The following is a 12,151-nucleotide window of genomic DNA, read 5'->3' as shown; positions in this document are numbered from 1 at the left end:
GTCGGAGCAGACTTAAAAGATCGCGCTCTGCTACATGAATCAGCGACCATCAGTGTTGAGATCAGCAGCTCTGATTACGGCTTTATGAGCGGCACATCAATGGCAACCCCAGGAGTCGCGGGTATGGCTGCCCTGCTGTGGTCAAATCACCAAGAGTGTACTGGCAGTCAAATCCGTGATGCACTGAAGCAAACCGCATTTGATGCTGGTACGTCAGGTCACGATGTTCACTTCGGTTACGGTATCGTTAAAGTGGCCGATGCACATAATTACTTGCTAGAAAATGGCTGTGGTGAGCAAGTAGCTGGCTACATTGAACTTACAGCGTCCACAGCGACAGGCAGAAAAGGCTACAGCGTCAACCTAGAATGGGTAAATGCGAGCGTACGTAAAGTCGATATTTACCGCAATGGCACGGTGGTTTCGACAACGGGCAATGACGGTGCTTACACCGATACGTTAGCAACGGATGCTTACGGCATGTACAGCTACCAAGTCTGTGATCAAGCCAGCGGCAACTGCTCAAATATATCAAGCGTCTCATTTTAGTAATGGGAAACAAGAGCGTCCATCAGGGCGCTCATTTCTGTTTTTATACGTTTGTACGATAGCCCCCGCTATCGAGGACAACTCCAATTGCTCCGCCCAAATAAAGACAAAGACCATCCGAGAATGGTCTTTGTCTTAAATTCAGTGGTATGCATTAAGACATCAAACACATATAAAAATAAAACGTTAATTGCCGAAATGTCTCATGCGCGCCTCTCTTGGCGTCTGATTAAATACTTGCTTAAACTTAGTAGAAAAATAATTACTGTCCTGGTAGCCAACACCAAAAGCAATATCCGTAATAGACTGATCAGTATATAAAATCTCAGAGAATGCCTTACTGGCTCGCGTATAATGTAAATACTGATTAAAGTTCATGCCCGTTAATTTTTTGATGCTATTCGTTAGCTGGCGTGATGATAGCTTTACCGCCTCCGCGACTTCATCTATCTCATTAACGTCTGCATAATTATTTTGAATATGTGATAAAGCGTAAATAACCTTGTCATTACTATTAAGTAAATCAACGTTTTGTATTTTTCCACGCCAAAGCTCAACAATAATCTGCTGGAAAATAAATTGAGCAATCATTCTCGACTCTTCATTATCGATATGTGACTCAATGTGCAAACGTTCTATTAACTGACGAACACTTTGTGCCGTACTTTCATTAATAAACCAGCCGGTTTGCTTATCGGATTCGCTTGGCATAAAACGCTTCAGATCCGAGCAGACCTGGAGTTTATCTTTTTCAAACAAGATGTTACTTAAATAAAGATCATCCACGGTATCAAATAAGTGACGGTCTTCCTTTTTAACAAAACAGACGTAATTTTTGCTCAGATTCATAGGCACATCATTCATGACATGTGTACCGCAACCTTCAGAAACAATAATGATTTCTTCAAATGAGTGCGCATGCTCAGGATAAGGATCCTGAGGAGCTCTAAGCTCGGTAGTGACCGGACTATGTGAGTTCATGAAGAACTCTCTCGATTTAAGATAGATCATTTCACACCTCTTTAATTTACGGGCTAAATGTAGAGGCTTAACTATCTATTTTCCTAGTCGAGTATCTCACTTTTACTCACTCCTTTATTGATATTTTCAAAAGTGTGAAGGCAAAGTTGCTCACCTTAAAAAACTCACCAAAATACCTACCCATTGATGTTAATTCTCCAAGGTTAAAATTTGTCAGGTTTGTAAGCTGACCTTAATCCTTCTGATGGCAAACATTACGACTGTCAGCAGTCCAGAGGGAAACATAAAACAAAAGTTTAAATTATAAAAATTAAGACATAAGAAACAAAAGCTTACAAATAGCAAGGAGACAATCATGTCTGAAACTATTACCTCTACAGAAATACAAGAAACAGAAGTTACCCTCAATGAATATGAACAAGAGCGAGTGCCCAAACATAAACTGCTTGGTTGGCGACACTTTCTTGGTTCTTATTCCGGCGAGCACGTGGCCGGTACCGAATTTGTTATCGGTGCCGCTTTTGTCGCATGGGGAGCCAGTACATTTGATATCCTGATGGGCCTGCTGGTTGGTAACCTGATGGCGGTACTTACCTGGGCATTAATCACCGCTCCTATCGCAACCCAATCTCGATTAACTGTCTACGAATATCTGCGCAGAGTCGCTGGCCCTGGCTTCAACAAAGTTTATAACGTGGTTAACGCCGTGTTGTTCTGTGCATTGGGCGGATCAATGATTACCGTATCAGCCTCTGCAGTGCGAATTTTATTTGATATTCCGGCGCAAACTCACTGGTATCCAGATAGTGCAGCGTTTGTCGCGGTTGCACTTGTAGTGGGTGCTATCGTGGTTGCAATTGCGGTACTGGGCTTTCAAAAATGTGCTCAGTTCGCAACCGTCTGTTCACCTTGGCTACTTATTGTCTTTGTGACTGGCGGTATGGTAGCCCTTCCTGCACTAAGCAACGTTGGCAATGGTGAAACCTTTACTGGATTTGGTCAGTTCCTATCTCTGGCAGATCAATACATCTGGACAGGGCAAACACCGGATGGCTCTCCATCAATGACATTCTGGCAGATTGCAGCTTTCGCTTGGGTATGTAACCTGGCAATGCACGGCTCTCTAGGTGATATGGCGCTGCTACGTTTTGCGAAAAGCGCAAAATACGGTTACTTCTCAGCATTCGGTATGTTCTTCGGCCACTACATCGCATGGATTTGTGCTGGCGTAATGGGTGCTGGTGCAATGCTACTGATGCAAACCAGCATGTCTAACTTAGACGCAGGCGGTATCGCTTATGCCGTGCTTGGTTCAACTGGTATTATTGCTGTAATTATCGCGGGCTGGACAACTTCAAACCCAACTATCTATCGTGCAGGCTTAGCAATTCAAAGTATCTTCCCGAATAAATCACGTGCATACATCACGACTATCGTTGGTGTGGTTACCGCTATTATTGCTTGTTTCCCATTCGTATTTACCCGTCTGCTGGACTTTGTTGGTTACATGGGCCTATTGCTTGCACCAGTTGGCGCGATCATCGTTTCGGAGCACTGGGTATTTAAGAAAATTGGTCTGACACCACTATGGTCAAAATACCAAGGTAACGACCTAAACAAAGCCGCTCTTATCACTTGGGCGATTGGCGTCGTCTTCGCCGTGACTTGTGAACAGTTGGGCTTCTTGCACCTGTTCTTCCTATTTGTCCCAACTTACCTGCTATCTATGGCGATCTACATCCTATTAGCAAAATCAATGGGTGCAGGCGATGACTACACTAATCAGGAAGCGGAATATCATGAAGAGCTAAAACAACGCGAAACGTACCATGCAGAGCTAGCGAAACGCGAACAAGCACAGCAGACAGAAGCGAAACCAGCCAGTATGCTGGAGAAGGTATCAGGCGCAGTTGCTCTGGCTTCTCTAGCGGCTATCGTGATTTCGGCGCTGAACGTGTGGGGCTCTGGTGCAGACTATCAAACTGCCTTTGAATCCTTTAAATCTTTCGCGATTTATCCGACAGTGATTTACTTTATCACGGCAACCACCTGGATCACTCTGCGTGATAAAGCATAGGAGACTCAACTCGTGGATAATCTGATTCGAAAAGCCTTTGTCATGCAGTTAAATGATGGCTGCAAGGTGGAATACAAAAAGCGACATGACGAAATCTGGCCAGAGTTGGTGGATGTACTGAAAAGTCACGGTGGTCATAATTACTCTATCTTTCTTCATGAAACCACCAATCAGTTGTTTGGTTATGTAGAAATCGAGAGCGAGGAGCGCTGGCAGCAAGTAGCGAATACTGAAGCCTGTCAAAAATGGTGGTCCTTTATGCAAGACATTATGGCGACCAACCCGGACAACTCTCCTCAATCGCTAGAGTTAGATTCGGTGTTTTATCTCGCCTGATAAATAGAAACTCTCACTTCCAAGCCTCGCACTTCGCGGGGCTTCTTTTTTGTTACGCACTCCTGTTAATTTTTAGCAACCAACCCCTGTAAAGAGAAGAAAAACCACACCCTTTACACGTGTACTCCACAGCGCTCCAGCCTAGGTTTTATCGGGCTTAAACGGGCCAGTTATCAAAAGTTTGAAATACCGCAAGAGCTTCTTGATAAAAACGCACCAAATAGGTTTTTTCAGGGGGATTTTTGAAGTTATTCAATCGAAAAAAGCGGTGTAATACCTCTAAAGAACAAGAGGTGGTATTCATGATGAAGGCTGTGATTGCAATAGACCTTGGGGCGTCAAGTGGACGTGTCATGGTCGGTTATCTGAACAACGGAAAAATCGATCTCGAAGAGTTTCACCGTTTTCAAAACCAGCAAGTGATGCATGGTAATGAATCGTGCTGGGATCTCTACTCCATTCTGGAAGAGATTAAAGTAGGCATCAATAAAGTACTCGCAACTGGTGTTGAAATTACTTCTCTGGGCATTGATACCTGGGGTGTGGATTTTGTGTTACTGGATAAGTTTGGCCGTCACCTAGGTGAGTTTGTCAGCTACCGTGATGCACGAACTGAAGGCACGTTGGAGAAACTTCTTCAGGACAGTCAACTTACCCGCGAGCAAGTCTATCAACAAACGGGTATTCAGTTTTTACCGTTCAATACACTTTACCAGTTAAAAGCGATTGCTGATCAGAAACCAGAATGGTTCTCAGATATCGATACGCTGTTGTTTATTCCAGATTACCTGAACTACAAGCTCAGTGGCGTTAAACATTGTGAATACACCAATGCTTCCACCAGCCAGCTGCTTGATTGCAAAGATAAAACCTGGAACAAGCCGCTACTTGACGCTTGCGGTGCAAAAATGGATTGGTTCCTGCCGCCTAAAATGCCGAACCGCATTATCGGTCAATATCATGTAGGTGACGTACAAATCCCTGTGTGTTCTGTGGCAAGTCACGATACCGCTTCAGCGGTAGCAGCGACGCCTATCGCACATGACACGATGGCTTACCTGAGCTCAGGTACATGGTCGCTGGTGGGTATTGAAAGCTTCGAACCGTACACGGGTGAGCTTGCTTATCAATACAACCTGACTAATGAAGGTGGTGTTGATGGTCGTTACCGAGTTCTGAAGAACATCATGGGTTTATGGCTGATTCAGCGTATTAAAGCAGAAAACCCATCACTGACTTTCCCTGATATTGCCAGTCTTGCACGTCAAGCCGAGCCGTTTAAGTACATCGTGAACCCAAATGACAACGACTTCTTAAATCCGGCATCAATGACACAAGCGATTAAGAACTGGTTTAAGAAGCGAGACCTTGAAGCGCCTGAAACGCTATCCGAAGTCATTCGCTGTATCTACGACAGCTTAGTTCTGGCGTACGACAAAGTACTGACGGAGCTATCAGAAGTTACCGACAAACCAATTACGGAATTACGCATCGTAGGTGGTGGCACACAAGACCAATTCCTTAACCAACTTTGTGCGGATGTCTGTCAAATCAAGGTTTCTACAGAACCAACAGAAGCCTCCGCACTGGGCAACGTGATTAACCAATTTATCGCGTCCGACATTATTACCTCGCTGGAAGAAGGCCGCCAAATTATCGATGCCTCTTCTGATGTGAAGAACTTTACTGCAAACAATATTGAGGGATTGGAACAAATCAAATCCCAATTCCAACAAATTACTAAATAAGGTACCTGACCATGAGCAAAGAGCAGATCATTTCAGCTTACGAGCAAGCAAAAGCGGTTTTCGAAAAGTACGGTGTAGATACAGACAAAGCACTAGAACTCCTTAACCAAACGCCAATCTCTATGCACTGCTGGCAAGGCGACGATGTACGTGGTTTTGAATCTCCAGACACTGCGCTGAGTGGCGGTATCCAGGCAACAGGTAACTACCCTGGCGCGGCAAAAACTCCAGCACAACTGCGTGCGGATATGGAAAAAGCCTTCTCTCTGATTCCGGGTAAAAAACGTGTCAACCTGCACGCTATCTACCTCGATGCCGATGAATACGTCGAGCGTGACCAAATCAAACCTGAACACTTCGCACGTTGGGTCGAGTGGGCAAAAGAGAAAGATCTGGGCTTAGACTTTAACCCTACTCTGTTCTCTCACCCGAAAGCAGATGACGGTCTGACTCTGTCTCACCCTGATGAAGAGATCCGCCAGTTCTGGATCGACCACGTAAAAGCAAGCCGTAAGATTTCTGAATACTTCGGCCGTGAGCTTGGCTCAGCATCATTCATGAACATCTGGATCCCAGACGGCATGAAAGATCAGCCAGTTGACCGCTTGTCTCCACGTGCTCGCCTAGCGGATTCTCTGGATAAAGCACTGGCTGAGAAAATCGACACGGCGTTCCACAAAGACGCGGTAGAAAGCAAACTGTTCGGCATCGGCGCAGAAGCATTTACTGTCGGTAGTAACGAGTTCTACCTGGCGTACGCAGCAACTCGCGGTACAGCACTATGTCTGGATGCTGGCCACTACCACCCAACAGAAGTCATCAGCGACAAAATCAGTGCATGTTCACTGTACGTAAACGATCTGCAACTGCACGTAACTCGTCCGGTTCGCTGGGACTCTGACCACGTGGTTTCTTTCGACGACGAAACTCAGGCAATCATGCGTGAAATCGTACGTAACAACCTGCTAGATCGCGTTGCTATCGGTTTGGACTTCTTTGATGCATCAATTAACCGCATCGCAGCTTGGGTTATCGGTACTCGTAACGCTCAGAAAGCGCTACTTAAAGCCCTACTAGAACCAGTAGAGCAACTAAAAGCAGCAGAAGCGTCGTTCGACTACACCACACGTCTGGGCCTGATTGAAGAGGCACATTCTCTGCCTTGGGCAGCGGTTTGGAACTACCACTGTCACCAACACGAAGTCCCAGTCGGTTTTGATTGGATCAAAGACGTGAAAGACTACGAAGCAACCATCCTAGAAACACGTTAATTCAAATTGCTCAACAACAAACAAGTCAGATTCACTATCTGGCTTGTTTGGTTAACTAGATATAAAAGGCTAATACTATGATTCAATTAAACGATGCAGTAATGCTCGAAATCGAGAAAGTCAGCGAAGTTTCTCAATACCTATGGCAACGTGAATGGGCTGAGCGTAATGGCGGCAACATCTCTGTCGACGTTACTGACCTATTCGATGAAATTCCACAAGTTGACGTTCAAGAAAAAGCACTGCCACTGCAATTGCCAATCGAAAGTGCGAACCGCATTTACTACGTAAAAGGTACGGGTCAGCGTATTCGTGAATTACGTGATCCTGCCTACGCTGGTTGTGTGCTTAAAATCAACTCAGCAGCTAACGGCTACCAAATTCTTTGGGGTGGTAAAGCGAGTGATGATTTCGCACCGACCTCTGAGTTCATCAGCCACATCAAGATTTTGGTTGATAAAATCAAAGCAGGCTCTGACCATAGATCAGTGGTTCACACTCACCCACTAGAGTTGATCGCTTTATCTCATCACCCAGATATATCTAAAAGCAGCGAACTGTTCACGCATACCTGCTGGAAAATGCTGCCAGAAGTACGCGCATTCGTACCTCGTGGTATCGGTATGATCCCGTACTGCCTGCCTTCTTCAGAAGAGATGGCAGATGGCACAACCGCGTCACTGCAAGAACATGATGTCGCTATCTGGGAAAAACACGGTGCAACCGCTTCTGGCGCAGATGTTCTACAGGCATTTGATTACATTGATGTGGCAAACAAAGGTGCCAAGCTGTACCTGATGTGTACATCCGCTGGTTATGAACCAGAAGGTGTGACGAAAGAAAACATGGAAATCCTTAAGCGAGAATTCAACCTATAAGGTGTGAAAGGTTCGCTCTTTGTGATGTAAGGGGCACAGAGAGTAAACCATGAACATCCGTTGAAGCGTAGGGGGCAAGGTCTGGCATCAAGTCAGACCTTTGCTTTTTCAATACAACTCAATTCCTCAAACCACCCACTTCAACCTTGGGAACAACTCAATCTTGAGAACAATTCAACGTTAATCATTCAACAGACAGCCTGATGACCTTTCATGAGGTCAGAACGGAGCAAATCTTTGTTTGGCTAATGAGTCGATACGCAAACCAACATCATGTAAAGAACAGGGCTGGCTCCGATAACCTTAGCCGTAGTCGGTGTATGTATGGTTAAAAATATGGCATTCTCATCCATACTGTTTGAAAAGGATAAATGGATAGTAGGATATGGACAGCAACTCGCCCAAACTCTCTTTACGCACCATAGAACCAACGGATTACCCTGAACTCGCAGAATTAATGGACTTGGTATTTCCGGATGTTGGCGGCTCATGGCCACGCCTGACCATCATGGATCTCATACATCAGTTTCCTGACGGCCAGATTTGTATTGAATACAACGGTAAAATTGTTGGTGCCGCTCTGACGATCAAAGTCGACTACAACCGCTTTTCACTTCCTCATCTCTACACCGATATCATCACCGAAAACAACGTCATTCAGAACCAGGTCACTGGCGATGCCATGTATGGCCTTGATGTTTTTGTTCACCCGGATTATCGCGGTCTCCGCCTAGGCCGTCGACTGTATGATGCGCGCAAAGAATTGTGCCGCAGCAAAAACTTCAAAGCGATACTGGCTGGTGGTCGCATTCCTAATTATCACCAGTACGCCGATGATATGAACGTGGCAGACTACATCGCGAAAGTGAAACGCCGTGAACTGCATGACCCGATTTTGTCGTTCCAGCTTGCCAATGGGTTTGATGTAAAACGTATCATGCGAGGTTATCTGCCTGAAGACAGTGCCTCCAGAGGATACGCTACGCTCTTAGAGTGGGATAATTTTTTCTATGAAGAAGACATTCAATCTGTCCACGATGTCGAGAAAACTCTGATCCGTATCGGTGTCGTCCAATGGCAAATGCGAGCGATGAACGATCTGGAAGACTTACTGGATCAAGCGGAGTTCTTTATCTCTTCTCTGGCTAACTACAAAGCCGATTTTGCGCTCTTCCCTGAGTTTTTTAACGCACCATTAATGGGGCTGAAAAATGACCAAAACTCCGTAGAAGCGATCCGTTTTCTCGCGAGTTTCTCAGCAGAAATTAAAGAGCGTTTTTCACAAATGGCAGTGACTTACAACATCAATATTATTGCCGGCAGTATGCCCGTTATCGAAGACGGAAAACTCTACAATGTCGCCTATTTACTGCAACGCGACGGCGAGATCAACGCTCAGTACAAAATTCACATCACGCCTCATGAACAAAAAGACTGGGTTATCGACGGTGGCGACAACGTACAGGTGTTTGAAACCGATGCAGGCAAAGTTGGCATACTGATTTGCTACGACAGTGAGTTCCCGGAGCTGGGCAGAATGCTCGCAGAACAAGGGGCGCAAATCGTGTTTGTTCCATTTTGGACCGACACTAAGAATGGCTATCAACGCGTTCGTATCTGTTCTCAGTCTCGAGCTATCGAAAATGAATGTTATGTGGCGATTGGCGGCAGTGTTGGCAACTTGCCTCGCGTGGACAACGTAGATATTCAGTATGCGCAATCCGCCGTGTTCTCACCTTCAGATATTTACTTCCCACACGATGCGACATTAACAGAAGCGAGTGCGAATACCGAAATGATCATTTTTGCAGATGTCGATTTAACCAAGTTAAAACAACTTAACACCGAAGGCTCAGTGACCAACCTGCGTCATCGACGCCTCGATTTATATGGCGGTTTTACCAAAGCAAAAGATCAATAGCCAACAAACGCCAGCTTCCTATTTCGGGAAGCTGGCGAACGGTGCCTGAATACAGCACAAGCGACACCGTAAACGAGAAGTCGGCGTTGTTCCCAGTAGTGAAATCGCATATAAACAACCTACGTCAGTCTGTTCAGACTTTATTACGGGAAAGCTTTTGGAACATATCAACGAACTACTTATCTCCATGAAACCTCTGCTTGAGCAGTACGGTTACTTGGCACTGATTGTGAGTATTTTCCTGGAAGGCGTTGGCATTCCTATGCCTGGTCAGTCTTTAATGGTCGCGGCATCAATTCTCTCTTCGGAACAAGTGATGAATCTCACTCTGGTGATGTCGGTATCCTGGTTAAGCTGCTTTATTGGTAATACGTGCGGTTACCTGATTGGCTACTATTTTGAGGGGTGGCTGGATAAAAAAGGCTATATCTCCGGCCCTAAAATGACCAAACTGCAAACTGTCGTCCAAAAATACGGACCCGCTTGTTTAGTCGTCAGTCGTTTTATCGAGGGAATGAAGCAGTTTATGCCATTAGCCTGTGGGATCGCCAAAATGCCCCGCAAAGAGTTCCTGTTAGGCAATGCACTCGCGGCAACGATATGGGTCTTAGTGTTCAGCTTACTGGCTCACTTTGCATTTGAGCATTTGAGTTCGCTCAGCCATCTGTACACTCAATATAAATACTATATCTGGGTCATCGCCGCCGCTTTGTTTGTATGGATGATACTTGGCATTATCAAGCGAAAAAAAACAAAATCTGCTGAATAATTAAGCTAAAAATTAAAACTAACAGTATCAATAACATAAAATGATAGCCACTGTTTTTAGTACCTGAAAGACCATAATCACTCAGCCATTCAGACGTCTAGACGTTGACATCATTTCGCTGTGATATTAGTCTGCTCGCTTTCCTTATTTTTAGATTTGTCGTTTACATGTCCGGTTCCCAGCACACTACTCAAGCAGTTGCACCGTCAGCGGTCGCACTCATTCCACTTATTGTATTTCTTGCGCTATTTATTGGTGTAGGGACTTACTTATCTCTGCAAGGCGTCGAGTTTGCTTTTTATCAATTGCCAGCGCCTATTGCGGTTTTACCTGCCATCATCATTGCCTTTCTGCTAAGCAAAGATAAGCTCAGTCGTTCTATCGAACACTTCATGCGCGGCGTGGGTCACCAAGACATTATTGCTATGTGTATGATCTACTTGCTTGCTGGCGCATTTGCCGCAGTGGCCAAAGCGTCCGGTGGTGTTGATGCAACCGTAAATCTCGGCTTGTCAGCGATTCCAACCAGCATGATTTTACCGGGACTTTTCCTTATCTCGGCATTCATCGCAACCGCCATGGGTACATCCATGGGGACGATTGCAGCCGTAGCACCCGTCGCTTTAGGTATCGCTGAATCGGCAGGAATGAGCTTACCAATGACGGCAGGTGTAGTACTAAGTGGTGCTATGTTTGGTGACAACCTTTCGATTATCTCGGACACCACAATTGCGGCGACCCGCTCTCAGGGCTGTGAGATGAAGGACAAGTTCAGAGAGAACATCCGCATTGCTCTGCCAGCTGCATTAATTGCGATGGCGGTTTTCGCCTACAACAGCACTGCAACACAAATACCAGAAGCAGGCCCAATCGAATGGTTGAAAGTACTGCCTTACGTCACCATTCTGATCTTAGCCGTATCCGGCATGAACGTATTTGTTGTGCTGACGATTGGCATTCTACTGGCTGGCGGTGTAGGTCTTGCCTCGATTGATGGCTATGGTCTGACAAATATGGCGCAAGATGTTTACACCGGTTTTGGCAACATGCAGGAAATATTCTTGTTGTCGATGCTTATCGGTGGTCTGAGTGAACTGATGCGTCGCCAAGGTGGCCTTGCTTTCCTAACCAACTTAGTCAGCAGCCTGATCAAAACTTTCGGCTCTAGTCACTCTAAGCATGCGAACAGCCGTGCGAGTGAGTTGGGTATCGCCGGGCTGGTTTCAATGGTCAACACGTGTACGGCGAACAACACAGTCGCGATCATTGTATCGGGCAGCGTTGCACGTCAATTAGCAGAAGAGAACAACGTCTCTCCTCGCCGATCTGCGAGCTTGTTAGATATCTTCTCTTGCGTCGTGCAAGGTATCTTACCTTACGGTGCTCAGGTGCTGCTGCTTGGCTCAGTATTTAATTTATCTCCGCTGGAAGTCGTCACAAACTCTTACTACTGTTTTGCTCTTGCGGTCGCGGCGATTGTCGCGGTGTTTATGAAACACAAACTGCGACAGCCGGCCGCACAAACCGAACAATAATGATAAATACAACTCGAACAAGCGAGTAAAATCATACCTCAATGAGCTTTTGGAACATCGGAAACCAAAAGAACATAACAAATTGA

10 protein-coding genes are annotated in these 12,151 nt (G+C 45.6%); 9 read left to right on the top strand and 1 reads right to left on the bottom strand.

Features of this window, described 5'->3' with window-relative positions:
* On the top strand, nucleotides 1-549 hold a 549-nt coding region (locus ACWYU8_RS19965; protein ID WP_457521500.1), incomplete at its 5' end, for a S8 family serine peptidase.
* Nucleotides 550-735: 186 nt separating this feature from the next.
* Here ACWYU8_RS19965 and ACWYU8_RS19960 read toward each other — a convergent pair.
* A complete protein-coding gene (locus ACWYU8_RS19960; RefSeq protein ID WP_457521499.1) occupies nucleotides 736-1,530 on the bottom strand; it encodes a helix-turn-helix domain-containing protein in 795 nt (264 codons plus the stop codon).
* A 355-nt stretch (nucleotides 1,531-1,885) separates the two neighbouring features.
* On the opposite strand from ACWYU8_RS19960, the gene ACWYU8_RS19955 reads away from it, so the two are divergent.
* The 8 genes from ACWYU8_RS19955 (at nucleotide 1,886) to ACWYU8_RS19920 (ending at nucleotide 12,065) form a co-directional block, all read left to right on the top strand.
* The gene (locus ACWYU8_RS19955; protein WP_457521498.1) at nucleotides 1,886-3,607 is read left to right on the top strand and encodes a purine-cytosine permease family protein; all 1,722 of its coding nucleotides are present in this window, start codon (nucleotides 1,886-1,888) and stop codon (nucleotides 3,605-3,607) included.
* 12 nt (nucleotides 3,608-3,619) lie between these two features.
* The gene (rhaM, locus tag ACWYU8_RS19950) at nucleotides 3,620-3,943 is read left to right on the top strand and encodes an L-rhamnose mutarotase (protein ID WP_457521497.1); all 324 of its coding nucleotides are present in this window, start codon (nucleotides 3,620-3,622) and stop codon (nucleotides 3,941-3,943) included.
* Between the two features lie 302 nt (nucleotides 3,944-4,245).
* The gene (gene rhaB, locus ACWYU8_RS19945) at nucleotides 4,246-5,691 is read left to right on the top strand and encodes a rhamnulokinase (RefSeq protein WP_457521496.1); all 1,446 of its coding nucleotides are present in this window, start codon (nucleotides 4,246-4,248) and stop codon (nucleotides 5,689-5,691) included.
* A gap of 11 nt (nucleotides 5,692-5,702) precedes the next feature.
* Complete coding sequence (locus ACWYU8_RS19940; protein ID WP_457521495.1) at nucleotides 5,703-6,962, top strand: L-rhamnose isomerase; 1,260 nt, start codon at nucleotides 5,703-5,705, stop codon at nucleotides 6,960-6,962.
* 77 nt (nucleotides 6,963-7,039) lie between these two features.
* Nucleotides 7,040-7,840 (top strand): rhamnulose-1-phosphate aldolase, encoded by an 801-nt coding sequence (gene rhaD / locus ACWYU8_RS19935; RefSeq protein ID WP_457521494.1) that lies wholly within the window; start codon nucleotides 7,040-7,042, stop codon nucleotides 7,838-7,840.
* A gap of 385 nt (nucleotides 7,841-8,225) precedes the next feature.
* The gene (locus ACWYU8_RS19930; protein WP_457521493.1) at nucleotides 8,226-9,761 is read left to right on the top strand and encodes a GNAT family N-acetyltransferase; all 1,536 of its coding nucleotides are present in this window, start codon (nucleotides 8,226-8,228) and stop codon (nucleotides 9,759-9,761) included.
* Between the two features lie 181 nt (nucleotides 9,762-9,942).
* Nucleotides 9,943-10,530, top strand: coding sequence for a DedA family protein (locus ACWYU8_RS19925; RefSeq protein WP_457521502.1), 588 nt, complete (start codon nucleotides 9,943-9,945; stop codon nucleotides 10,528-10,530).
* A 167-nt stretch (nucleotides 10,531-10,697) separates the two neighbouring features.
* On the top strand, nucleotides 10,698-12,065 hold the full coding sequence (locus ACWYU8_RS19920; protein ID WP_457521492.1) for a Na+/H+ antiporter NhaC family protein: 1,368 nt from the start codon (nucleotides 10,698-10,700) through the stop codon (nucleotides 12,063-12,065).
* Nucleotides 12,066-12,151 lie beyond the last annotated feature (86 nt).

This window comes from Vibrio limimangrovi, assembly GCF_054064025.1.
This window is presented reverse-complemented; position numbering and strand designations above follow the sequence as displayed.

What these genes read in the sequence shown, in the direction of transcription:
- rhaB (WP_457521496.1), top strand. Translation starts at nt 4,246, where the DNA reads ATGATGAAGGCTGTGATTGCAATAGACCTTGGGGCGTCAAGTGGACGT.
- ACWYU8_RS19940 (WP_457521495.1), top strand. Translation starts at nt 5,703, where the DNA reads ATGAGCAAAGAGCAGATCATTTCAGCTTACGAGCAAGCAAAAGCGGTT.
- ACWYU8_RS19955 (WP_457521498.1), top strand. Translation starts at nt 1,886, where the DNA reads ATGTCTGAAACTATTACCTCTACAGAAATACAAGAAACAGAAGTTACC.
- ACWYU8_RS19920 (WP_457521492.1), top strand. Translation starts at nt 10,698, where the DNA reads ATGTCCGGTTCCCAGCACACTACTCAAGCAGTTGCACCGTCAGCGGTC.
- ACWYU8_RS19960 (WP_457521499.1), bottom strand. Translation starts at nt 1,530, where the DNA reads ATGAACTCACATAGTCCGGTCACTACCGAGCTTAGAGCTCCTCAGGAT.
- rhaD (WP_457521494.1), top strand. Translation starts at nt 7,040, where the DNA reads ATGATTCAATTAAACGATGCAGTAATGCTCGAAATCGAGAAAGTCAGC.
- ACWYU8_RS19930 (WP_457521493.1), top strand. Translation starts at nt 8,226, where the DNA reads ATGGACAGCAACTCGCCCAAACTCTCTTTACGCACCATAGAACCAACG.